The sequence below is a fragment of the Micromonospora sp. NPDC050495 genome (assembly GCF_040655175.1).
Lineage (GTDB): Bacteria > Actinomycetota > Actinomycetes > Mycobacteriales > Micromonosporaceae > Micromonospora.
Map to the genome: position 1 here is coordinate 12,534 of NZ_JBFAJK010000011.1, position 23,294 is coordinate 35,827.

At 73.7% G+C, this 23,294-nt stretch carries 22 protein-coding genes; 15 read left to right on the forward strand and 7 right to left on the reverse strand.

Features of this window, described 5'->3' with window-relative positions; all coding sequences use genetic code 11:
* Positions 1-256 precede the first annotated feature (256 nt).
* Entirely contained in the window at positions 257-1,429 is a 1,173-nt protein-coding gene (locus AB0I11_RS13965) for an acetyl-CoA C-acyltransferase (protein WP_046567740.1), read from the reverse strand.
* A gap of 232 nt (positions 1,430-1,661) precedes the next feature.
* Here AB0I11_RS13965 and AB0I11_RS13970 point away from each other — a divergent pair, with 232 nt between their 5' ends.
* Positions 1,662-2,093, forward strand: a complete 432-nt coding sequence (locus AB0I11_RS13970; RefSeq protein ID WP_357319192.1) for a PH domain-containing protein — start codon at positions 1,662-1,664, stop codon at positions 2,091-2,093.
* Between the two features lie 13 nt (positions 2,094-2,106).
* Here AB0I11_RS13970 and AB0I11_RS13975 read toward each other — a convergent pair whose 3' ends face one another.
* Both AB0I11_RS13975 and AB0I11_RS13980 read right to left on the reverse strand, forming a co-directional pair.
* The gene (locus AB0I11_RS13975; RefSeq protein ID WP_357318822.1) at positions 2,107-3,051 is read right to left on the reverse strand and encodes a rhomboid family intramembrane serine protease; all 945 of its coding nucleotides are present in this window, start codon (positions 3,049-3,051) and stop codon (positions 2,107-2,109) included.
* A 25-nt stretch (positions 3,052-3,076) separates the two neighbouring features.
* Complete coding sequence (locus tag AB0I11_RS13980; protein ID WP_357318825.1) at positions 3,077-3,607, reverse strand: peptidylprolyl isomerase; 531 nt, start codon at positions 3,605-3,607, stop codon at positions 3,077-3,079.
* Positions 3,608-3,691: 84 nt separating this feature from the next.
* Between AB0I11_RS13980 and AB0I11_RS13985 the strand changes: the two genes are divergently transcribed.
* Positions 3,692-4,519, forward strand: a complete 828-nt coding sequence (locus AB0I11_RS13985; protein ID WP_357318828.1) for a hypothetical protein — start codon at positions 3,692-3,694, stop codon at positions 4,517-4,519.
* Between the two features lie 67 nt (positions 4,520-4,586).
* On the opposite strand, the gene corA is transcribed toward AB0I11_RS13985, so the two are convergent.
* The 3 genes from corA to AB0I11_RS14000 all read right to left on the reverse strand — a co-directional run bounded on the left by corA (position 4,587) and on the right by AB0I11_RS14000 (position 7,755).
* Entirely contained in the window at positions 4,587-5,735 is a 1,149-nt protein-coding gene (gene corA / locus AB0I11_RS13990; protein ID WP_357318830.1) for a magnesium/cobalt transporter CorA, read from the reverse strand.
* 353 nt (positions 5,736-6,088) lie between these two features.
* Positions 6,089-7,183 (reverse strand): PLP-dependent aminotransferase family protein, encoded by a 1,095-nt coding sequence (locus AB0I11_RS13995; RefSeq protein WP_357318833.1) that lies wholly within the window; start codon positions 7,181-7,183, stop codon positions 6,089-6,091.
* A 179-nt stretch (positions 7,184-7,362) separates the two neighbouring features.
* Positions 7,363-7,755 (reverse strand): CBS domain-containing protein, encoded by a 393-nt coding sequence (locus AB0I11_RS14000; protein ID WP_046567753.1) that lies wholly within the window; start codon positions 7,753-7,755, stop codon positions 7,363-7,365.
* Positions 7,756-8,097: 342 nt separating this feature from the next.
* On the opposite strand from AB0I11_RS14000, the gene AB0I11_RS14005 reads away from it, so the two are divergent.
* From AB0I11_RS14005 to AB0I11_RS14015, 3 genes are read left to right on the forward strand one after another with little or no spacing between them, the layout of a single operon-like run.
* Positions 8,098-8,829: a phosphocholine cytidylyltransferase family protein gene (locus AB0I11_RS14005; RefSeq protein ID WP_357318837.1), complete on the forward strand. Its 732-nt coding sequence runs from the start codon at positions 8,098-8,100 to the stop codon at positions 8,827-8,829.
* A complete protein-coding gene (locus AB0I11_RS14010) occupies positions 8,817-9,884 on the forward strand; it encodes an iron-containing alcohol dehydrogenase family protein (protein ID WP_357318840.1) in 1,068 nt (355 codons plus the stop codon). Before AB0I11_RS14005 ends, AB0I11_RS14010 begins: the two co-directional genes overlap by 13 nt.
* Positions 9,859-10,584 carry a CDP-alcohol phosphatidyltransferase family protein gene (locus AB0I11_RS14015; protein WP_357318843.1) on the forward strand — a complete coding sequence of 242 codons (726 nt, stop codon included), beginning with the start codon at positions 9,859-9,861 and terminating at the stop codon, positions 10,582-10,584. The genes AB0I11_RS14010 and AB0I11_RS14015 overlap by 26 nt, the downstream gene beginning before the upstream one ends.
* 547 nt (positions 10,585-11,131) lie before the next feature.
* On the opposite strand, the gene AB0I11_RS14020 is transcribed toward AB0I11_RS14015, so the two are convergent.
* Positions 11,132-12,412, reverse strand: coding sequence for a glycosyltransferase family 4 protein (locus AB0I11_RS14020; RefSeq protein WP_357318846.1), 1,281 nt, complete (start codon positions 12,410-12,412; stop codon positions 11,132-11,134).
* A gap of 24 nt (positions 12,413-12,436) precedes the next feature.
* On the opposite strand from AB0I11_RS14020, the gene AB0I11_RS14025 reads away from it, so the two are divergent.
* From AB0I11_RS14025 to AB0I11_RS14070, 10 genes are all read left to right on the forward strand, one after another.
* Entirely contained in the window at positions 12,437-13,297 is an 861-nt protein-coding gene (locus tag AB0I11_RS14025) for a DNA-formamidopyrimidine glycosylase family protein (protein ID WP_357318849.1), read from the forward strand.
* 327 nt (positions 13,298-13,624) lie between these two features.
* On the forward strand, positions 13,625-15,136 hold the full coding sequence (locus tag AB0I11_RS14030) for a sugar transferase (RefSeq protein WP_357318853.1): 1,512 nt from the start codon (positions 13,625-13,627) through the stop codon (positions 15,134-15,136).
* 32 nt (positions 15,137-15,168) lie between these two features.
* A complete protein-coding gene (locus tag AB0I11_RS14035; RefSeq protein ID WP_357318856.1) occupies positions 15,169-16,392 on the forward strand; it encodes a histidine kinase in 1,224 nt (407 codons plus the stop codon).
* The gene (locus AB0I11_RS14040; RefSeq protein ID WP_357318859.1) at positions 16,389-17,153 is read left to right on the forward strand and encodes a LytTR family DNA-binding domain-containing protein; all 765 of its coding nucleotides are present in this window, start codon (positions 16,389-16,391) and stop codon (positions 17,151-17,153) included. Before AB0I11_RS14035 ends, AB0I11_RS14040 begins: the two co-directional genes overlap by 4 nt.
* A gap of 83 nt (positions 17,154-17,236) precedes the next feature.
* Positions 17,237-17,899 (forward strand): DUF5701 family protein, encoded by a 663-nt coding sequence (locus AB0I11_RS14045; protein WP_357318862.1) that lies wholly within the window; start codon positions 17,237-17,239, stop codon positions 17,897-17,899.
* A 240-nt stretch (positions 17,900-18,139) separates the two neighbouring features.
* A complete protein-coding gene (locus tag AB0I11_RS14050) occupies positions 18,140-18,628 on the forward strand; it encodes a hypothetical protein (protein ID WP_357318865.1) in 489 nt (162 codons plus the stop codon).
* A 1-nt stretch (position 18,629) separates the two neighbouring features.
* Positions 18,630-20,270 carry a cation acetate symporter gene (locus tag AB0I11_RS14055; protein WP_357318868.1) on the forward strand — a complete coding sequence of 547 codons (1,641 nt, stop codon included), beginning with the start codon at positions 18,630-18,632 and terminating at the stop codon, positions 20,268-20,270.
* 76 nt (positions 20,271-20,346) lie between these two features.
* Positions 20,347-21,108, forward strand: coding sequence for an ABC transporter ATP-binding protein (locus tag AB0I11_RS14060; RefSeq protein ID WP_357318871.1), 762 nt, complete (start codon positions 20,347-20,349; stop codon positions 21,106-21,108).
* Complete coding sequence (locus AB0I11_RS14065) at positions 21,093-22,787, forward strand: ABC transporter permease (protein ID WP_357318874.1); 1,695 nt, start codon at positions 21,093-21,095, stop codon at positions 22,785-22,787. Before AB0I11_RS14060 ends, AB0I11_RS14065 begins: the two co-directional genes overlap by 16 nt.
* 2 nt (positions 22,788-22,789) lie before the next feature.
* Positions 22,790-23,278: an SRPBCC family protein gene (locus AB0I11_RS14070; RefSeq protein ID WP_357318877.1), complete on the forward strand. Its 489-nt coding sequence runs from the start codon at positions 22,790-22,792 to the stop codon at positions 23,276-23,278.
* The last annotated feature ends 16 nt before the right edge of the window (positions 23,279-23,294 follow it).

Below are 23,294 nucleotides of genomic sequence, written 5' to 3' on the forward strand. Positions count from 1 at the left end.
CGGACACATCGACCAGTCCAGGCTCATCGCCGGCGGCCTGATTCTGCCGTCACCCGCCGGCCGTGTCGAGACCTGCGGGAATCGGTCGTCCACTCAGCACAGCGGACGGCCCGGACGGACGACGCCGCCGGCACGGGGAGATCCCCGGTGGACGGGCCGGCGGTCACCCGCCGGGTCGGGTCGCCGGTGCGGGCCGCCGGGTCGGGTCGCCGGTGCGGGCCGCCGGGTCGGGTCGTCGGTGCGGGCCGCCGGAGGCTCAGAGCAGCTCGACGATGGTCGCGTTGGCCATCCCGCCGCCCTCGCACATGGTCTGCAGGCCGTAGCGGATGCCGTTGTCCCGCATGTGCTGGAGCATCGTGGTCATGATCCGGGCACCGGATCCGCCGAGCGGGTGGCCGAGCGCGATCGCCCCGCCCCGCGGGTTCAGCCGCTCCGGGTCCGCCTCGGTCTCCGCCAGCCAGGCCAGCGGCACCGGGGCGAACGCCTCGTTCACCTCGTACACGCCGATCTCCTCGATGCCCAGCCCCGCCCGGCGCAGCGCCTTCGCGGTGGCCGGGATGGGGGCGGTGAGCATGGTGACCGGGTCGTCGGCGGCGACCACGGCGGTGTGCACCCGGGCCAGCGGGCGCAGGCCGTGCCGACTGGCCCACTCGCTGGTGGTCACCGCGAGCGCGGCGGCGCCGTCGGAGATCTGCGACGCGGAGCCGGCGGTGACCACGCCGTCGGCCTGGAACGGGGTGGCCAGCTCGCCGAGCTTGGCCAGCGAGGTGTCCCGGCGGATGCCCTCGTCGGCGGTGAACTTGCCGCCGTCGGCGAGCGCCACCGGGGCCAGCTCCGGGTCGAACGCCCCGGCGTCCTGCGCGGCGGCCGCCTTCTCGTGGCTGGCCAGCGCGAACTCGTCGAGCTGGGTACGGGAGAACCGCCAGCGCCGGGCGATCAGCTCGGCGCCGACGCCCTGGTTGAACGGGAGCGCGCTGTCCGCCGCGACCCCCTCGACACCCCGGTAGCGCTCCAGGATGGCGGGGCTGAACGGCATGCCGCCGGCGACGCTGGAGCCCATCGGCACCCGGGTCATCGACTCGACCCCGCCGGCCACTACCAGGTCGGCCTGTCCGGAGAGGACCGTGGCGGCGGCGAAGTGCAGCGCCTGCTGGCTCGACCCGCACTGCCGGTCGAGGGTGGTGCCGGGGACCGACTCGGGCCAGCCGGCGGCCAGCACGGCGTTGCGGGCGACGTTCCACGACTGCTCGCCGACCTGCGACACGCAGCCCCAGATGACGTCGTCGACCTGCTCGGGGTCGATCCCGGTGCGCTCGGCCAGCGCCCGGAGCACGTGCGCCGAGAGGTCGACCGGATGCACGCCGGCGAGGCTGCCCTTGCGCCGCCCGACCGGGGTCCGTACCGCACCGACGATGACCGCGTCACTCATGTTTACTCCCCGGTAACTTGGGCTGCCTCCGATCCTACGTCGTACGCCCGCCGCCGTCCTCCCCCGGTCGCCGGCCCTTCCCCCCGCCCGGCTCGGGTTGCGGCAGGTCGTTGCCGCCGGCTGCCCGGCCCGGGTTGCGGCAGGTCGTTGCCTCGGGTCGCCCGGAGACCACGATCTGCCGCACACCGTCGACCGGGAGGCGGCGGCGGGCGGCTGGCATGCTGGGGCGGTGATGCCACCGTCGCCCCCGGCCCGCCAGTGGCGGGTGCCGCCGGTCCTGCCCGCCGTCAAGTCGGCCGGCGCGCTCGTCCTGGTCGCCCTGGGCCTGCTCTTCACCGGCGACGACCCGGTCCCGCTGGTGCTCGCCGTCCTGGCCGCGGTGATGCTGCTCGGCTGGGCGGCCCGGGACGTGGTGGCGCCGGTCCGGCTCGCCGTCGACGCCGGCGGCATCACCGTGATCCGGGGCTTCGCGGGGCGGCGGCTGCTGCCCTGGTCGGCCGTCGAGGCCATCCGGGTGGAGCGGCGGACCCGGCGCGGCCTGACCGCCGAGACGCTGGAGATCGACGCCGGGGAGTCGCTGCACCTGTTCGGCCGGTACGACCTGAACGCCCCGCCCGAGGAGGTCGCCGAGGCGCTGCACGCCGCCCGGGCCGCCGCCCCCTGACCGGGCGGACGGGTCAGCCGGTGAGCATGGCGGTGCGGACCAGGACCAGGCCGAGCAGCGCCAGCACCAGCACCGCGCCGCCGGCCGCCTGGAACAGGCTGCGCCGCATCCGTGGCGCGTACGCCAGGACCAGCGCCATCAGCGCCCCGGCGACCAGGCCGCCGAGGTGACCGGCGACCGAGATGCCCGGCACGGTGAACGTGAAGATCAGGTTGATCACGAGGATCGGCACGATGGCCGAGGTGTCCCGACCGAGCCGGCGCATGATCACGAAGATCGCGGCGAACAGCCCGAAGATGGCGGTCGACGCCCCGACCGTGCTGGTGTTCGGCGGGCTGAACAGGTAGGCGGCGACGTTGCCGCCGATCCCGGCCACCAGGTAGAGCGCGAGGAAACGCAGCGGCCCGAGCACCGCCTCCAGCGTCCGGCCGAGCACCCAGAGCGCCCACATGTTCAGCAGCAGGTGCACCAGGCCGTAGTGCAGGAACATCGCGGTCACCAGCCGGTACCACTCACCGGCGGCGATGCCGTGCGGCTCGCCGAAGGCGACGTACGAGGCGTAGCCCAGCACCCCACCCCACCGGGTCAGCGGCGTGTCCCCGCCGGCCAGCCCGCCGAAGGCGCCCCCGGCGGCCGCGTCACCGCCCCGGTCCGAGACGATGGAGAGGAGCATCACCAGCACGTTCAGCGCGATCAGCGCCTTGGTGACGTAGCCCTCGCGGCCGGCGGCACCGCCACCGAAGGCGGTACGCGCCGGCCGCACGCTGCGGCGTCCCTCACTCACGCACTCCGGGCACTGGTGCCCGACGGAGGCTTCCCGCATGCACTCCGGGCAGATCGGCCGGTCACAGCGGGTGCACCGGACGTAGGTCTCCCGATCGGGGTGCCGGAAGCAGACCGGAGTGGTCGGCCCCGGGCCCCCGGTGGCGTCGCCTGGCTGCCCGGAGCGCTCAGTCATGCGAGCAAAGGTACCCGCGTACCGCTCAGGACTGCTGGCGCTCGATCTCGACCCGCTCGATGACCACGTCCTGCAGCGGCCGGTCGCTCGGGCCGGTCGGGGTGTTCGCGATCGAGTCCACGACCTTCACCGACTGCTCGTCGGCGACCTGGCCGAAGATGGTGTGCCGGTTGTTCAGGTGCGGGGTCGGGGACACCGTGATGAAGAACTGCGAGCCGTTGGTGCCCGGCCCGGCGTTCGCCATCGCCAGCAGGTACGGCCGGTCGAAGCGCAGCTCCGGGTGGAACTCGTCGGCGAACTTGTAGCCCGGCCCACCGCGGCCGGTGCCGGTCGGGTCACCCATCTGAACCATGAAGCCGCTGATCACCCGGTGCGAGATGGTGCCGTCGTAGTACGGCCCGTTGCCCGGCTGGCCGGTGCGCGGGTCGATGTATTCGCGGGTGCCCTCGGCCAGCTCGACGAAGTTGCGGACGGTCTTCGGCGCGTGGTTCGGGAAGAGCTCCAGCCGGATCGGGCCAGCGTTGGTGTGCAAGGTGGCGTAGACAGCCTCGGCCACGGGTACTCCTCACTCGTTGGTCAGTTCCATGCGGATCCTCCCATGTGCCCGATCTGGCCATGCGGAGGCATCCGAAGGTGGAGGATGTCGAAGGAAGAACTCCCAGGAGGTGGGACCGTGTTTGGAATCGGGCGGCGTAGGACCCAGGGGCAGCTCGCGAAGGCGGAGCTGAACCAGGGCATCGGTCACCTGAGGCAGGCCGCGACGCACGCGGCGAAGGGTGCCGGCGCCTCGGTCGGCCCGCGGGTCCAGGCAGCCCGGGTTGCCGTCGCGCCCACCGCGACCGTGCTCCGGGACCGGGCGTCGAGCGGGCTCGCCTCGTCGGTCGCGGCGGTCGCGCCGCTGGTCCTGGCGGCGCGCGGCGCGCAGGCGGGGGCCGCGGGCAAGGCGATCAAGGGGCGGAAGGCCGCCGCTGCCAAGCAGGTCGAGCTGAGCAAGAAGGCGAAGGCGAAGAACATGAAGGCCGCCAGGAAGAAGCAGAAGCGCTCGCGCGGGATGATGGCCGGCCTGCTGGCCGCCGGCACCGTCGCCGGGCTGGCCGGCGCGATGGCCCTGCGCCGCGCCCGTGAGCAGCGGGAATGGTCCGAGTACGACCCGACCGGCCGGATCGAGTCGAGCCCCGGCGACACGCTGGATCCGATGCGCGAGGACGTCGACACCATCGTGGTGGAGACGCCCGACCCGACCGCGAAGGTCACCCAGGCCGGCCCGACCGGCGCGGGCAGCTCGGCGGTGGCCGGCAGCGGCAGCGCCTCGACCGCGCGCGCCAGCAGCCAGCCGGTGATCCAGCCGACCGACAAGGTCCCCTCGGTCGCCGAGGGCGCCCGGGACGTCTCCGGCCGCCCGGCCGACGACGTGAGCACGGCGCTGAGCAACGGCAAGAACGCCGCCCGGACCAGCGGTCGCCGCTGACCTCGACGGAAAAGCGCCGGCACGCGGGTACGTCCCGCGTCGCCGGCGCTTCCGTCTGCCGGGCGGGTCAGAGCCAGCCGTTACGGCGGAACAGTCGGTAGAGGGTGAAGGACGAGGCCAGCATCAGCGCCCACACCCCGGGGTAGCCGTAGGTCCAGCCCAGCTCCGGCATGTACTTGAAGTTCATCCCGTAGATGCCGGCGATGGCGGTCCACACCGCGCCGATCGCCGCCCACGCGGCGATCTTGCGCATGTCGTTGTTCTGGTCGACGGTGACCTGGGCCAGCCGGGCCTGGAGGATCGAGTTGAGCAGGTCGTCGTACGAGTTGACCTGCTCGACGGTGCGGCTGAGGTGGTCCTGCGCGTCCCGGAAGTAGCGCCGCACCTCCTTCGGCACCTCCCGGTTGACCTGGGAGGTGAGGGTGAGCAGCGGCCGCTGCAACGGCACCACCGCCCGCTTGAACTCGACCAGCTCCCGCTTCATCTGGTAGATGCGCTGGATCCGCCCGCTGCCCTGCCGGTCGAAGACGTCCGCCTCCAGCACGTCGAGGTCGTCCTCCAGCCGATCGGCGACCTCCAGGTAGAGGTCCACCACCCGGTCGGTGATCGCGTACGCCACCGCCCACGGGCCGGTGCGCAGCAGGTCCCGCTTCGCCTCCAGGTCGGCCCGGACCGCCGACAGCCGGCAGGCGTCCCCGTGCCGGACGCTGACCAGGAAGTCCGGCCCGATGAAGAGCATCACCTGCCCGGTCTCCACCACCTCGGAGTTCTCGGTCAGCTCGGTGTGCTCGCAGTAGCGGGCCGTCCGCAGCACCAGGAACGCCACCTCGCCGAAGTGCTCCAGCTTGGGGCGCTGCTGGGCCTTGACCGCGTCCTCCACGGCCAGCTCGTGCAGGCCGTAGGTGGCGGCGATCTCGGTCATCTCGTCCAGCTCCGGCTCGTGCAGGCCGAGCCAGACGAAGGCGTTGCCCTCCCGGCGGGCCGCCGCCAGCGCGTCGGCGTACTGCCAGTCGCCCTGCTGGCGCTCGCCGTCGACGTAGAGGGCGCAGTCGACGATGCCGCTGCGGCCGGGCCCGGTCGGGGCCGGCTCGCGGGGAGAACCGTCGGCGTTGAGGATGCGGCTCATCGCCCGGACCGGGGCCGCCCAGGCCCGCGGCCGGAGCACCCCGCCGCCGCTCTGTCCGGCCGCGCGGTCGCGTGCCAACCTGTCGGTCATCTCGCCCCCTCCCCACCATGCTGCGGCTTGCAGGTTACGCCGATCGGGACGAACCGCAGCGTCGGCGAGGGCTGCGACGAGGCTCACCCCTCGCCCGTGGGGTGGGCGGGCGGCGCCGGGCGGGCCGGCCGCGTCAGGGGGGTGAGGGGCGACACGGCCCACCCGGCACCCCTTGGGGGCGGGAGTAGTGCTGACGCGCCCTCGATCCGGGGGCCGGGAGGGGTTGCGGTCCCCGGCCGGCGGATCGGCCACCGAAAGGTGAAAGGCGCTCGCAGCATTGTGGGTCCCCGGCCGGCCCAACGGGAGCCCCGGGCCGGCCGGTTTCAGCCTTCTGTCAGGAACCTGACAGAAAATCAGCCCCGGACGGCGGCCATCGCCTCGGCCAGCCGCCGCACGCCCTCGTCGATCCGGTCCGCGGTCACCGCGGAGTACGCCAGCCGCAGCGCGTGCCGGCCGCCGTCGATCACGAAGTCGCTGCCCTTGACCACCGCCACGCCGCGCTCGGCCGCCGCCGGGGCGAGCCGATCCACCTCGACGTCCTCCGGCAGCTCGACCCAGAGGAAGTAGCCGCCGTCCGGCTCCACGAACCGGGCCTCGGGAATGTGCCGGCGCAGTGCCTCGGCGAGCAGCCGGGCCCGCTCGCCCAGCGCGGTCCGCACCGTGTGGATCGACTGCTCGATCTGCCCGGAGACGCAGAACTGGTGCACGATCGCCTGCGCCACCATGCCGGGCGAGATGTAGAGGCTGGTGGCCTTCTTGGCGATCGCCGCGATCAGCTCCGCCGAGCCGACCAGGTAGCCGACCCGCACCCCGGGGCAGACCGTCTTGGTGAAGCTCGACGCGTGCACGACCACACCGCGGCTGTCCATCGACAGCATCGACGGCAGCGGCTCGCCCCGGAACCGGATGTCCGCGTACGGGTCGTCCTCGAAGATCGTGAAGCCGTACTCGGCGGCCAGGTCCAGCAGCTCCCGGCGCTTCTCCAGGGAGAGGGTCACCCCGGCCGGGTTCTGGTAGTTCGGGATGACGTGGGCCAGCCGGGGCCGGACTCCCGACTCCAGCAGCTTGCGCAGCTCGGCGGTGTCCAGGCCGTCCGGCTGGACGGTCACGCCGTGGATCTCGCCGCCCATCTGCTGGAGGTTGAGCAGTGTCCGGTCGTACGTGGGGCGCTCGACCACCACGGCGTCGCCCCGGCGGACCAGGTGGTCGAAGAGGAAGGCGTCGGCCTGGAGCGAGCCGTTCGTGATCAGCACCTGGTCGGCCTCGACGCCGTGCTTCTCCGCGATCCACTTCCGCAGGGGCGGGTAGCCGACGGAGGTGCCGTACGCCGTGATCCCGGCGGGGTCGGCGTCGAAGGCACGGACGGCGGCGGCCTTGAGCCCCTCGACATCGACGATGTCCAGCGAGGGAGCGCCACGGGCGAAGGAGATCAACTGCTCGGCGGTCATGCGGACGAGCCTAGGGCCTGCTCCGGCCGGTCCGACCGAGATACACGCGAAGTTCAACATGCGGGCAGTCGATCCGTCCGACCGGCCGACCGAAGAGCCGAAACGCGCTCGCGAACCGTGTCCCGGGCGCGCGGAACCCGGCCGGCCGCCGCGGCCGGACCCCGCCGCGCTCGATGGATTCAGACCGTCGTGGGCGCGTGTTCCCGGGCCCAGACCCGCATCAGGTCGCGGACCGAGATGACCCCGGCCACCTCCCGTCCGTCGAGCACCACCAGATGCCGGAAGCCGCCGCGGGCCATGGCCGCCGCCGCCTCCTCCACCGTCCAGTCGGGACCGGCGTAGACCGCGTCCCAGGTCAGATGGGCACCGGTGCGTTCCTGGTCCGGGTCGAGCCCGGCGCCGATCGCGTTGAGCACGTCCCGCTCGGTCATGATCCCGATCCCTTCGGAATCCGGATCGATCACCACCGCCGAGCCGACCCGGCGGGCCGACATCATCCGGGCCGCCTGGCGGAGCGTGTGCTCCGGGCCGACCACGAGCACCTCACTGGACATCGCTTCCCGAACCTGCATCACGCATCACCCCTATGGGACGGTGGCCTCGGTACGGACATGGTGGGCCATCGATGCGTACCGGGACAAGACCGGGCATCGGTGAAAACGGCGCCGGCTCGTCGCTGTCGGCGGCGGCCGGGGGTCTCGTCGCCGTCGGCGGCGGCGGCCGGGGGTCTCGTCGCCGTCGGCGGCGGCGGCCGGGGGTCTCGTCGCTGTCGACGACGGCCGGGGTGCGGCGGCTCGACCGGCTGGACACTCCGCGCCACCGCCGGGCGGTCCACGCCGGTTGCCCGTAGGGCCACCTCGGCCTGACGTTATCCTCCACGGGAACGCGGTTCAGCTCCGGGGAGGACGTCGGAAATGATCGGAATGGTACTGGCGGCCGGGGCCGGCCGACGGCTACGTCCGTACACCGACACCCTGCCGAAGGCGCTGGTGCCGGTGGACGGGGAGATCACCATCCTGGACATCGCGCTGCGCAACCTCGCCGAGGTCGGGCTCACCGAGGTCGTGATCGTGGTCGGCTACGCCGCGGACGCGGTCCGGGAGCGGCAGGCGGCGCTGGAGGAGAAGTACGGCGTCACCCTCACCCTCGTGCCCAACGACAAGGCCGAGGAGTGGAACAACGCCTACTCGCTGTGGCTGGCGCGGGAGTACTTCGCCCGGGGCGTGCTGCTGGTCAACGGCGACACCGTGCACCCGGTGAGCGTGGAGAAGACCCTGCTGGCCGAGCGCGGGCCGGGCATCCTGCTGGCCGTCGACAACATCAAGCCGCTGGCCGAGGAGGAGATGAAGACCACCTTCGACGCCGCCGGCCAGCTCACCCGGATCACCAAGCTGATGGACCCGGGCGAGGCGTACGGCGAGTACATCGGCGCCACGCTGATCGAGCCGCAGGTGGCTGACGCGCTCGCCGACGCCCTGGAGACGACCTGGCGGCGGGACCCGAACCTCTACTACGAGGACGGCTACCAGGAGTTCGCCGACCGGGGCGGGGAAGTGCGGGCCGCGCCGATCGGCGACGTGTCCTGGGTCGAGGTGGACAACCACGCCGACCTCGCCCGGGCCCGGGAGATCGCGTGCCGCTACTAGCCCGGACGGTCAACACCCCGCTCTCCATCGAGGTCCGGCGGGGCGCGGTGGCCGACCTGGGCCCGCTCCTGGCCGACCGGCGGATCTCCGCCGGCGGGGACGTTGCGGTGGTGGTCGGCCCCGGCCAGGGCGAGAAGATCGTGGAGCTGTGCCGGCCGTCGCTCGGCGCGGCCGATGTGTTCACGGTCACCGGCGGCACCATCGACGCCGCCAACCAGCTCGGCGACCACCTGCGCCGCCGGCAGTACGACGCCGTGGTGGGCATCGGTGGCGGCAAGACCATCGACACCGCCAAGTACGCGGCCACCCGTTACGGCATCCCGATGGTCACCGTCGCGACCAGCCTGGCCAACGACGGCATCGCCTCGCCGACGGCGTCCCTGGACCACGAGGGCGGCAAGGGCTCCTACGGCGTACACATCCCGATCGCGGTGATCGTCGACCTGGACTTCGTGGAGAGCGGCCCGGACCGGCAGACCCAGGCCGGCATCGGCGACGCGGTGAGCAACCTCAGCGCCTGCGCGGACTGGGAGTTGGCCCACGCGGTGCGCGGCGAGCCGATCGACGGCCTGGCCCTCACCCTGGCCCGGACCGGCGCCGAGGCCCTGATCAACCACCCCGGCAAGATCACCGACGACGCGTTCCTGACCACCCTGGCCGAGGCGCTCATCCTGGGCGGGATCGCGAGTTCGGTGTGCGGGTCGACCCGGCCGGCCAGCGGGGGCGACCACGAGATCTCACACGCGATCGACCGGCTCTTCCCCGGCACGGGTTCGCACGGGGAGCAGGTCGGCCTCGGTGCGCTCTTCTGCACCTTCCTGCGCGGCGAGACGGAACGCTTCGGCCAGCTCGCCCGCTGCCTGCACCGGCACGGCCTGGCCACCACGCCCGCCGAACTGGGGTTGACCGACGAGCAGTTCGTCGAGGCCGTGCAGTTCGCCCCGGCCACCCGGCCGGACCGGTTCACCATCCTCGAGCACCTCGCGCTGTCGGCCGACGAGACCCGTCGGCGGCTGGGAGATTACGCCGATGAACTTCGCGATCACCGTGTCTGACCCCGCCCGCCCGACCGTCGCCGACTTCCACCGGCGCAACCGGGGCGGCGGCCTGTTCAGCGAGTCGGTGAGCCAGTGGATCGGGGCGTTCTTCGCCCTGCTCGCCCAGCGGGCCGGGCTGCGCCCGACCGCGTTGACCCTCGCCAACCTGGTGCTCGGCCTGGCCGCCTCGGTCACCGTGATCGCGCTCGCCGGCCCGGTCGCGGCCGGCACCGTCCCGGCCTGGGCGGTCGGGCTGGTCGCCCTGGTCGGCTGGCAGATCGCGTACGCCCTGGACTGTGCCGACGGTCAGCTCGCCCGGGTGACCGGGCAGGGCAGCGCGGCCGGCGCCCGGGTCGACGTGCTCTGCGACGTGGCCGCCCAGATCGCCCTGGTCGCCGCGCTCGGGGCGACCGCCGTGGCGCAACACCCGGGCACGCCCGCGTGGCTGGTCGCGACGTTCGCCGGCACCTGGATGGTCAACCTGGTCACCTCGGTGATGCAGGCCGGGCCGAACGCGGCCAGCATGGTCACCTCGACCTCGCTCCCGGTACGCCTCGCCAAGCTGGTCCGCGACTACGGCGCGGTGATCCTCCTGGCCGGCCTGGTGCTGACCGTCGCCCCCGCGCTGGCCCTCTGGCTGCTCGTGGCCTTCACGATCGTCAACGGCGGATTCCTGCTGGCCAGCGTCGCCTTCTCCGCCCGCGCCTCCCTCCGCTGACGGGCACCGACCCGGCCGTGCCCGGCCCGGCCCGGCGTGGGCCTTGCCCGGGGGGCCCGGCTCGGGTCCCGCGGGCCTTGCCCGTGGGCCCGGCTCGGGTCCGGCTCGGGCCCGGCAGACGGCTCGGGTGCCGGCGGTGAACGGCGCCCGGCTCGCGCTCGTCCCGATCCGGTGCTGGCCATGCCGCCGGGCCGCCGGCGGGCCAGGGCGAGCCTGGCCGTCGCGGCCCAGGACGGGCGCGAGCCGAGATCGGCCACCCCTGGTCACCGTCCGTGACTGCCCGCCCCGGAGCCGGGGCGACTCAGTACACCCTTTGCTTTGCAGCCAGATACGCAGCGGTAACGGAGAGTTGCCTGCTGCGTATCTGGCTGCAGAGCAAAGGCACCGAACAAGGTCGCCGCAGCCCGCCAGCCCCACCCGGCATCAGCCCAGCTCAGGGGCACAACGAGCCGAAATCGGGGGCGCGCCGCCGCGGGTCGCACCCGCAGGGCAGTCACGGTCAGTGACCGAGCTGCGGTCAACGCACCTCGGTCACCCTTCGTGACCGTCAGGGCTGGGCAGGGGTCGTCCGGTTGCCCGCCACACCGGCGTAGATGTCGATCAGGCGCCGGGTCACCACGTCGGGGTGGAAGAGCCGCTCGTACCGGGCCCGGGCGGCGGTCGCCAGGGCGCCGGCGCCGGCGCGGGCCACCGGGAGGGCGGCGGCCAGCACCGCCGGCTCGGGCGGCACCACCCAGCCCGCCGCACCGGGCTTGATGCCCGCCGGGATCGCCGGCCCGCTAGCGGCGCCGGCGGGGGCCGAGGCCACCTCGGCCGGGCCCGTGCCGGCCGGCTCGCGCGGGGTGTCGGCGCCGACCAGGTACGGGATGCCGCCCAGCGCGGTGCCGAGCACCGGCCGTCCGCTGGCCAGCGCCTCGATGATCACGGTGGGCAGCACGTCGTGCCAGGTGGACGTGGCCAGCACCACGGCGCTCGAGGTGATCGCGGCCCGGACCCCGGCCCGGTCGAGCTGTCCCAGGTAGTGCACGTCGGGTCGCTCGGCGGCGGCCGCCTCGACCAGCGGGCGCAGCTCGCCGTCCCCGGCGATCCGCAGCGGGCCCAGCGCGCCGACCGGGTGCCGCCGCCACGCCTCCAGCAGCAGGTCGAGCCCCTTCTCCGGGGTGAGCCGGGCCAGGTAGAGGAAGCCTTCGCCGAGCGGCGCCGGGGCGCCGGGGTCGGGGACCGCGTTCGGCTTCACCACGATCCGCTCGTCCGGGATGCCGTAGTCGCGCAGGTGGTCGGCGACCGCGCTGGTCAACGCGATGAACCGGTCGACCGACCGCCAGGTGGGGCGGTGCACGGCCAGCGTGGTGGCCATCAGCGCGCTCTGCGCGCGGGAGCCGCGGTAGCAGCGGTGCACGATGGCCGGCACGCCCAGCGCCCGGCCCCGGCAGTCCTGGCAGATCACGCCGTCCCGGAAGTAGAGCCCGGAGGAGCAGACCTGCCGGTAGTTGTGCACCGTCTGCACCACCGGCACCCCCCGCTTGTGCGCGGTCCGCACCACCCAGGGCGAAAGCAGCGGGTACGGGTTGTGCAGGTGCAGCACGTCGGGCCGGTGCTCGACGAGCAGCCGGTCGAGGTCGTGCTGGGCCTGCGGGGCCCAGATCGGGGAGATCGGCAGCAGCGCCTTGGCCGCCTTCGACATGGTGGGGATCTCGTCGGAGCTGCGCAGGAACGGCAGCACCTCCACCCCGGCGGCGGTGAGCTGCCCGATCTCGGCGTCGACGATCGTGTTCTCGCCGGAGGGCTGGGCTTCCCGGTACCGGTTGTGCGCCACCACGATTCTCACGGGAAAGAAGGCTACCGTTGTACGGTGCCCGAACTACCGGAGGTGGAAGCGCTCGCCGGCTACCTGCGCGAGCGCGCGGTGGGCCGGCGCGTCGAACGCGTCGAGGTCACCGCGATCAGCGCCCTGAAGACGTACGACCCGCCGCCGAGCGCGGTGGCCGGGCGGGCCGTGGCCGGCGCGGGCCGGCACGGCAAGTTCCTCGACGTGCTCTTCGAGGGCGGCCTGCACCTGGTCGTGCACCTGGCCCGCGCGGGCTGGCTGCACTACCGGGAGGCGTTCCCGTCGACCACCCCGCTGCGCCCCGGCAAGGGCCCGGTCGCGCTGCGGGTCCGGCTCGACGACGGCTCCGGGTTCGACCTGACCGAGGCCGGCACCCAGAAGAAGCTGGCCGCGTACCTGGTGACCGATCCGGCGCAGGTGCCCGGGGTGGCCAAGCTCGGGCCGGACGCGCTCGGCGCCGACCTGGCCACCTTCGCCGAGCGGCTCCGCAGCCGGCGCGGGCAGGTCAAGGGGGTGCTGACCGACCAGGCGGTGCTGGCCGGCGTGGGCAACGCGTACTCCGACGAGATCCTGCACGCGGCGAAGCTCTCGCCGTTCGCGCTCACCGACCGGCTCACCGACGACCAGCTCGCCACCCTGCACGCGGCGACCCGGGCGGTGCTCGGCGACGCGGTCCGGCGGTCGATGGGGCAGCGGGCCGCCGAGCTGAAGGGCGAGAAGCGCTCCGGGCTGAAGGTCCACGCCCGGAAGGGTCTGCCCTGCCCGGTATGTGGCGATCTGGTGCGCGAGGTGTCGTTCGCTGATTCGAGCCTCCAGTACTGCCCCACCTGCCAGACCGGGGGCAAGCCACTCGCTGACCGTCGGTTGTCCCGCCTCGTACGGTGAGTAACCCCACCCTGCGATTACGGAGAGGAATCGCCCCGGGATCCCCGAAGCTCCCGGTCCGCTCCTCTACCGGGCCCGCTATCCATCGGTATAGTGGCCCGGTCCCCGGCTTCACAACCGATACGGAGCCGGCCAGATCCCGCGAGCACCGACGGACGCGCACTTCCCTTCGGGAGGCCGTCCCGGCCGGGCCCGACGTGGGAGACTGGGACGGTGGGCGACCCGGGCCCTCACTGCGAGTGAGGACGCGTGTCATGCGGGAGGACATGGGTTGAGGTGACGACAAGCCTCCAGCGCCCGGTAACCAACACAGGCCGGAGCAAGAGCGTGCGGCACGTCGACAGCTTCGAGATCCAGCCGCCGACACCGCCGTCGCACAACGGCGTACCCCGGTCGGCTTGGGCCCGTGCCCGCCGGCGGGTGTCCCGCTGGCACCGCCCCTACACCGCGCTGCTGCTCCTGCTCGACTTCGCCGCGGTGGTGGTGGCCGACTGGATCGCCCAGGAGGCGTTCGGCCAGGCCCGGGCTGGCTTCTACAACGCCCAGGAAGACCCGACCTGGTTCTACACCGTGGCGTTCGTGCTGCTGCCGCTCGGCTGGCTGGTCCTGCTCTGGGGCAACCGGGCGTACGACCGGCGCTACCTCGGGCTCGGCCCCGACGAGTTCAAGCGGGTGGTCCGGGGCGGGGTGGCGGTCGCCGCCACGGTGTCGTTCCTCGCCTTCGCCACCAAGACCGACCTCTCCCGCTACACGGTGGGCTTCGCCCTGCTCGGCGCGTTGATGCTGATCCTGGTGGAGCGCTTCATGGCGCGCTTCCTGCTGCACGCGATCCGCCGCCGGGCCGGCCAGGCCGGGCACCGGATGGTGCTGATCGGCACCCTGCCGGAGTGCCTGGAGGTCTACACCGCGGTCACCCGCAACCCCGGCGCCGGCCTGGTGCCGGTGGCGATCCACCTCACCGACGGGTACGCCGCCGCGCGGGGCATCGAGACCCCCGTGCCGGTCTACGCCGGCCGGGACGTGCTAGCCCTGGTCCGCGAGGTCGGTGGGGACACCATCGCGGTCTGCGGCTCGGCCAGCGCCGAGCCCGGCGAGCTGCGCCGGCTGGCCTGGCAACTGGAGGGCTCCGGCGTCGACCTGGTGGTCGCGCCCCAGCTCACCGACATCGCCGGCCCCCGGGTGCACATCCGCCCGATCGAGGGCCTGCCGCTGCTGCACGTCGAGGAGCCGACGCTGTCGGGCCCGGCGCTGCTGGTCAAGAACCTGATGGACCGGGTCGCCGCCGGGCTCGGCCTGGTGCTGCTGATCCCGCTCTTCGCGGCCATCGCGCTCGCCATCCGGATCTCCGACCCCGGGCCGGTCTTCTTCCGGCAGCCCCGGGTCGGGCACGAGGGGCGGACCTTCCGGGTCTGGAAGTTCCGGACCATGTACGTCGACGCCGAGGAGCGCCTGGCCAGCCTGGTCGACCAGAACGAGACCGACGGCCTGCTGTTCAAGATGAAGCAGGACCCGCGGGTCTTCCCGGTGGGCCGGTTCCTGCGCGCCTCCTCGCTGGACGAGCTGCCCCAGCTGATCAACGTGCTCTGGGGCGAGATGTCGCTGGTCGGGCCGCGCCCGCTCCCCGCCGACGACGGCGACTTCCTGGGCGACGTGCGGCGCCGGCTGCTGGTCCGCCCCGGGATCACCGGCCTGTGGCAGGTCTCCGGCCGCTCCGACCTGTCCTGGGACGAGGCGGTCCGGCTGGACCTCTACTACGTCGACAACTGGTCGCTGGCGTACGACCTGAGCATCCTGTGGCGGACCGTCGGGGTGGTGCTCGTCCGCAAGGGCGCGTACTAGCGCTACGGAGGCGGACCCGTCAGGATCGCTGCGTGGGTGGCAACCTCTCGGCCGTGTTCGGCGTCGTCTCGCTGGTCAGCGCGCTCGCCGCGGCGCTCTGGGCGGTGCTGCGGCTGCGCGGCCGCCGGGGCATCGCGACCGCCACCCAGCGCGCCACCTACGAGGTGCTGCACACCGCCGGGCTGGCCGCCGAGCCGCTGCGGGCCGGGCTGAGCGCGGCGGGCGCGGCGAAGGCCGTACGCCATCTGCGGGCCCTGGTGGGTGCGGCCGGGCTGGCCCTGACGGACCGGGAGGCCCTGCTCGCGCTCGACGGGCGCGGGGCGCACCACGGCGACCAGCTGCTCGCGGCGGCCCAGCGGGCGGCCGGCACCGGCCGGTCGACCGTGCTGCACGACGCGGAGCTGCAGTGCGACCTGGTGGACTGCCCGGTACGCGGCGCCGTGGTGGCCCCGCTGAGCGCGGACGGCCGGGTGGTCGGGGCGCTGGTGGCGATCGCCGACGAGCGGCCCGCCCCGGGGCTGGTGCAGGCCACCCTGGAGACCGCGCACTGGGCCGGCGATCAGCTCGCCCTCGCCGAGCTGGACTCGTCCCGGGAGCGCCTGGCCCGGGCCGAGGTACGCGCGCTGCGCGCCCAGATCAGCCCGCACTTCATCTACAACGCGCTGACCGCCATCGGCTCGTTCGTCCGGACCGACCCGGAGCGGGCCCGCGAGCTGATCCTGGAGTTCGCCGAGTTCACCCGCTACTCGTTCCGGGCGCACGGCGAGTTCACCACCCTCGCCGAGGAGCTGCGCTCGATCGACCGGTACCTGACCATCGAGCGGGCCCGGTTCGGCGAGCGACTCCAGGTGCGGCTCCAGATCGCTCCGGAGGTGCTGCCGGTGACCCTGCCGTTCCTCTGCCTTCAGCCGCTGGTGGAGAACGCGGTCCGGCACGGGTTGTCCCGCAAGCCGGGCACCGGCATGGTGAGCATCGAGGCCCGGGACGCGGGCGCGGAGTGCCACATCACGGTGGAGGACGACGGAGTGGGGATGGATCCGACCACGCTGACCGCCGGCATCGCCGAGCTGGCCGCGGCCGGCGGTGACCCGACCGACGACCCGGGGCAGCACGTCGGCCTCTCGAACGTCGACGAGCGGCTCCGGTCGGCCTTCGGGGACCGGTTCGGCCTGGTCGTCGAGACGGGTCTGGGCTCGGGTACGAAGGTGAGCATGCGGGTGCCGAAGTTCCATCCCGGGGTCCGGGCGACGTCATGAACACCGCCACCGGGTTTCTCCGCGTGCTGGCGGTGGACGACGAGCCGCCGGCGCTGGACGAGCTGGCGTACCACCTGCGGGCGGATCCGCGGGTGGCCCGGCTGCACACCGCCGGGGACGCCACCGAGGCGTTGCGGCTGCTCCGCGACGGCGACGTGGACGTGGTCTTCCTGGACATCCGGATGCCCGGGCTGGACGGCATGGAGCTGGCCCGGGTGCTGCGCCGGTTCGCCCGGCCGCCGGCGATCGTCTTCGTCACCGCGTACGACGACGGCGCGGTGGACGCCTTCGACCTGGGCGCCACGGACTACGTGCGCAAGCCGGTACGGGCGGAACGGCTGGCCGAGTCGCTGCGCCGGGTGATCGGCTCCCGGGTGGTCCCCTCGCATCCGGCGGCCCTGGCCCGGGCCGAGGAGGACCCGACCATCCCGATCGAGCTGGCCGGGACGACCCGGATGCTGCCCCGCTCGGCGGTGCGCTGGGTGGAGGCGCAGGGCGACTACGCCCGGTTGCACACCGCGGACGGCTCGCACCTGGTCCGGGTCTCGCTGGCCACCCTGGCCGAGCGCTGGGCGGACGCGGGTTTCGTACGGATCCACCGCTCGTACCTGGTGCAGCTGCGGCTGATCGCGGAGCTGCGGCTGGTCAACTCGGGGTACGTGGTGGTGATCGACGGGGCGGAGTTGCCGGTGAGCCGCCGGCACACCCGGGAGCTGAAGGACAAGCTGGTCCGGGCCGCCAAGCAGGACTGGAACCGCTGAGCGGAGATTTTTTCCGCCGGATCGGGAATACGCGCCATTCGTCGTACGCTGTACGGGACGCCGTACGACAGAGTGGAGGCCGCATGCCCGACAGCCGTTACGACGCCGCGACCGACTTCGACCGCCAGCTCGACCGCCTGGTGGGGCTCGGCTACCCCGCCCTCGCCGGGCTGACCGAGGACGCCTTCCGCGACCTGCTCACCCCGCTGCGCGCGGCGGCCGTCGCCGGGGCGGCCGGGCTGGCCGCACCCACCGACGGGCGGGTGCCCTTCCTGCTGGTGACCACCCGCGAGCTGGTGCCGGTGCCGGAGCGGATCGCGCTGACCACGCTCGCCGGCAAGCGCAAGCCCGGCGTCCTCGACCGGAACTTCCCCGCCGCCGACCTGCCCAGGTTCGACCCGATCAAGGAGCTGGAGGTGCCGGCCGGGCCGGCGTACCTGCTCTTCGACGTGGACCGGGGCGAGGAGTACCGCAACCTGCCGCCGGCCACCGCGCTGGAGCAGATGACCGCGGCCGGCCGGCTGCCGATCACCATCGACGAAGGGCTGGCGTTCGTCACCCTGCACCCGCCCGCGCTGGCCAGCAACCGGTGCTTCTCGCTGGTCGGGTCGCGCTGCGGCGACCGGCGGGTGCCGGCGCTCTGGATCAGCCAGGGCGCGCCGAAGCTGGGCTGGTGCTGGCACGGCAACCCGCACACCTGGCTCGGCTCGGCAACCGCCGATCCGGTGCGGATCGGACTCGGCTGAGCCACAGAAGATGTCGGCGACGGGCAGCACCAGCGGGAACGGCTGGTGCTGCCCGGAGGGTGTCGGCCGGGCCTGGCCGTCGAGGAGCCGGCGGAGGTGGTTGCGTCCCCATCCGTCGTCCACAACGAGGCAGCGGTCATCCACCAGGTTGTCCACAGGAGTGAAGCGTTATCCACACGTTGTCCACAGCACCGTCCCGGTGCTCTTGACATTCCCACCGGGCAGGCGAGACTGCCGGGGATGACCGGAGCCGAGGAGCAGGACGGTCCGGGGCGGCGGGTGGCCGCTCCGGTCTCCGGGCCGCGCGCCCCGGAGCCGGACACCCCCGGGCCGCGCACCCCCGGTGCGCGCACCCCCTGGCCGTCACGCCGGACCCGGATCGTGCTGGCCGAGGTGTCCCGCCCGGCCAGTCGCGCCGAGCGGACCCGCTCCGAGCTGACCCAGCAGACCCGGGTCGGCGAGACCCTGGTGCAGGGCCTCATGCGGGCCCAGCTCTCGCTGGCGCTGCGGCTCAGCCTGCTGGTGCTGATCGGGCTGGGCGGCCTGCCCTGGCTCTTCGCCATCGCGCCCTCGGTCGGCCGGGTCACCGTGCTCGGGGTCAACCTGCCGTGGCTGCTGCTCGGGGTGGCCGCCTTCCCCTTCCTGATCGGGGTCGGCTGGGCGTACGTGCGGCTGGCCGAACGCAACGAGCAGGACTTCACCGACCTGGTCCAGCGGCCGGAGCGCTGACGTGGGCAACGCGTACGTCGTCCCGGCGATCGTGGTGGTCACCCTGGTCACCGTCGGGATCGGCTTCTACGGGCTGCGACTGGCCCGGACCACCTCCGACTTCCTGGTCGCCTCCCGGGCGGTCAGCCCGACCTGGAACGCCGCCGCGATCGGCGGGGAATACCTGTCGGCGGCGAGCTTCCTCGGCGTGGCCGGCCTGATTCTCAAGTACGGCGTCGACGTGCTCTGGTACCCGGTCGGCTTCGCCGCCGGCTACCTGGCGCTGCTGCTCTTCGTGGCCGCCCCGCTGCGCCGCTCCGGGGCGTTCACCCTGCCGGACTTCTGCGAGGTGCGGCTCGGCTCGCGGCGGCTGCGCAAGCTGGCCACCGTCTTCGTCATCTTCATCGGCTGGCTCTATCTGGTGCCGCAACTCCAGGGCGCCGGGTTGACGTTGAACACGGTCGCCGGCTCGCCGTACCCGGTGGGGGCGCTGCTGGTCGCCGTGGTGGTGACCGCGAACGTGGCGCTGGGCGGGATGCGCGCGATCACCTTCGTCCAGGCGTTTCAATACTGGCTCAAGCTGACCGCGCTGGCCGTACCCGCGATCTTCCTGGCGTTGCAGTGGCAGGCCGACGCCCGCCCGGCGGTGACCCCGCCCGACGGGCCGGCGTTCCGGACCGCGACCACCGTCGTGGTCGAGCACCGCGCGACCCTCACCCTCCCCGACGGCGAGATCCGGGAGGTACGCCCCGGCGACCGGCTCGACTTCGCCGCCGGCGACCCGGTGCCGGAGGTCGCCGGCACGGCCACCGACGCGGCCGACTGGCTCCTCCCGGACACCGCCGGGGACGACGACCGGGGATTGTTCGCCACCTACTCGCTGATCCTGGCCACCTTCCTCGGCACCATGGGCCTGCCGCACGTGCTGGTCCGCTTCTACACCAACCCGGACGGCGCGGCCGCCCGGCGCACCACGCTGGTGGTGCTCGCCCTGGTCGGCGTCTTCTACCTGCTGCCCACCATCTACGGCGTGCTGGGCCGGATCTACACCCCGCAACTGCTGATCACCGGGCAGACCGACGCGGTGGTGGTGCTGCTGCCGGGGGCGGCCCTCGGGGCGGGCCCGGCGGGCCGGCTGCTCGCCGCGCTGGTCTCCGCCGGGGCGTTCGCCGCCTTCCTCTCCACCTCGTCCGGGCTGCTCACCAGCGTCGCCGGGGTGATCTCCACCGACGTGCTCGGCCGCGGCTCGGTCCGCGGTTTCCGGCTGGCCACGGTGATCGCGGGCGGGGTGCCGGCGGTCCTCGCCCTGAACGTCTCCGGGCTGGACGTCTCGCAGGTGGTGGGGCTGGCGTTCGCGGTGGCCGCGTCGAGTTTCTGCCCGCTGCTGGTGCTCGGCATCTGGTGGCGCGGCCTGACCGACCTGGGCGCCGCCGCCGGGGTGCTGGTCGGCGGCGGGGCGGCGATCGGCGCGGTGCTGCTCACCGTGCTCGGCCCGCCGCTGACCGGGTGGCCGGCCACGCTGACCACCCAGCCGGCCGCGTGGACGGTGCCGCTGGCGTTCACCGTGATGGTGGCGGTGTCGATGGCCACCCGACGGCGGCTGCCGCCCGACGTCGGCGTCACCATGCTGCGCCTGCACGCCCCGGAGACACTGCAGCTCTGACGTACGGCTCAGGTAGGACCGGGGATCATCCTGTGGCCGGATCGACGGCTGGACCGGGCGGGATACGGTCGGGGGCATGGCTGAGCACCCCGCGCTGTCCCTCCGTGGCCTGGTCAAAAGGTTCGACACCAAGGTGGCGGTCGCCGGCGTCGACCTGGACGTGCCGACCGGCTCGTTCTACGGACTGCTCGGCCCGAACGGTGCCGGCAAGACCACCACCCTCTCGATGGCCGTCGGCCTGCTGCGCCCCGACGCCGGCCAGGCCCGGGTCCTCGGGTACGACGTCTGGGCCGACCCGGTCCGCGCCAAGGGCCTGCTCGGCGTGATGCCGGACGGGGTACGCCTCTTCGACCGGCTCAGCGGGGCGGAGCTGCTGGCGTACCACGGTCTGCTGCGCGGCATGGACCCGGCGGTGGTCGACCAGCGGGCCGCGGAGCTGCTGGACGTGCTGGCGCTCGGCGACGCCGGCCGCACCCTGGTGGTCGACTACTCGGCCGGCATGAAGAAGAAGATCGGCCTGGCCTGCGCGCTGCTGCACGGCCCCCGGCTGCTGGTGCTCGACGAGCCGTTCGAGGCGGTCGACCCGGTCTCGGCCGCGCTGATCCGCGACATCCTGCACCGCTACGTGGTCGGCGGCGGCACGGTCGTCTTCTCCAGTCACGTGATGGAGGTGGTCGAGCGGCTCTGCACGCACGTGGCGATCCTCGCCCAGGGCCGGATCAGCCGGGTCGGCACGCTCGACGAGGTGCGCGGCGGCCGTCCCCTGGAGGAGGTCTTCGTGACGGCGGTCGGCGGCCGGACCGCCACCGGTGAGGAGCTGTCGTGGCTGTCCCGGTGAGCGCACCGGACGCGCCGGCCCGGCCGGTCTCGGCCCGACACTTCGTCCGGCTCAAGCTGCGGGTGATGGGCAACAACTTCCGGGGCCAGGGCTGGCGGGTCGCGCTCTTCGTGCTGGGGTTGTTCTTCGGGCTCTGGTTCGCCGCCGGCGGCTTCTTCGCGCTGGCCGCCCCCGGCCTGGCCGGCGAGTCCCGGTACGCGCTGCTGGTCGCCGCGTTCGGCGGTGGGCTGCTGGTGTTGGGCTGGCTGCTGCTGCCGCTGGTCTTCTTCGGCGTGGACGAGACCCTGGACCCGGCCCGGTTCGCCCTGCTCCCGCTGTCCCGGCGCACCCTGGTCACCGGCCTGTTCGCCGCCGCCCTGATCAGCGTGCCGGTGCTGGCGACGCTGCTCGCGGTGACCGGGCTGGTGGTGACCGCTGGGGCGCTCGGCGGCTGGCTGGCCGCGCTGGTCGCGGTGCTCGGCGCCGCCGGCGGGCTGCTGCTCTGCGTGGCCGCCGCCCGCGCGGTGACCAGCGCGTTCGCCACCATGTTGCGGTCCCGCCGGGTACGCGACCTGGCCGCGGTGCTGCTCGCGGTGCTGGCCGCGCTGCTCGGGCCGGTGCAGATCTTCGTGGCGGCGGCGGTCCAGCGCGCCGACTGGGACCGGCTGACCGGGGTGGCCCGGGTGCTCGGGTGGACGCCGTTCGGGGCGCCGTGGACCGTCGGCATCGACGTGGCCGAGGGCCGGGGCGGCGCCGCCGCGCTGAAGCTCCTGATCACCGCGCTGACGGTGGGCGCGCTGCTGCTCTGGTGGTCGCGGACGCTCGAGTCGGCGATGGTCGGCGCGACCAGCGCCGGACCGGCGCGGCAGCGGCGCGGCCCGATCGGTGGGGCCGTCGGGCAGCTCTTCCCCCGGGCGGTCGGCTGGGCCCGGCGGGACCGGTTCGGCGCGCTGGTCGCCCGGGAGTGCCGCTACTGGTGGCGGGACGCCCGGCGGCGGGCCAACCTGATCACCATCGCGGTGGTCGGCGTGTTCGTGCCGGTGATGGTCAACCTGGGTGGCTCCCGGCTGATCGAGGACGGCGGTCAGGCGTTCGGCCAGGCGGCGGCGGACGCGTCGCCGGTGCTGGTCAGCCTCTCGATGCTTTTCGTCGGTGTGCTCGCCTCGGTCACCCTGGCGAACCAGTTCGGTTTCGACGGCAGTGCGTACGCGGCGAACGTGGTGGCCGGGGTGCCGGGGCGGGTGGAGCTGCGGGCCAGGATGGCCGCGTTCTCGCTCTACGTGGTGCCGATCCTGATCGCCGTGGCGATCGTGCTGGCCGTCGCGCTCGGGCGGCCGGGCTGGCTCGGGGTGATGGCCGGGGCCCTGTTCGCCGCGTACGGCTGCGGGCTGGCGGTCAACTCCTTCGTGGCGGTGCTCGGCGGCTTCGCCCTGCCGGAGACGAGCAACCCGTTCGCGATGAACACCGGCTCGGGGGTGGCGAAGAGCCTGCTCAGCCTGGTCTCCATGGTCGCCTCGGCGGCGCTGGGGGTGCCGCTGGTGGTGGCCGCGGCGCTGCTCGGTGACGTCTGGCTCTGGCTGGCCCTGCCGGTCGGCGCGGCGTACGGGCTGGGCGGGGCGCTGCTCGGGGCGTACCTGGCCGGCGACGCGCTGGACCGGCGCCAGCCGGAACTGCTGGCCGCCGTCACCCCGAGGCGCTGACCATGCCGGTCGTCGAGGCCGTGGTCACCGTCCCGGTGCCGCCGGAGCTGGCCTTCGCCGTGTCGCAGACGGTGGCGCCGGTCCGCTACCGGTGGGACCCGTTCGTCCGGGAGCAGCGCTTCCTGGCCGGCGCCACCCGGCCGGGCAAGGGGGTACGCACCTTCACCCGGTCCCGGCACGGCCTGGTCATGGTCAGCGAGTACGTCTCGTACGCCCCGCCGAGCAACGTGGGCATGAAGATGGTGCGCGGTCCGTGGTTCTTCGAGCGGTTCGGCGGCGGTTGGCGGTTCGCCCCGGGGCCCGATCCCGGGACGACGGTCGCCACCTGGCGGTACAACTTCCGCTGCCGGCCGGCGGTGCTGCGCCCGGTCGCCGAGTGGATCGGGGTACGCCTGCTCGGCTGGGACATCCGCCGCCGGATCGCCGGCTACGCGGCCGGCTGCGCCGACCCGGAGGTGCTGGCCGCCGCCCGCCGCGCGCTCCCGGCCTGACGCGCACCCGCTCACC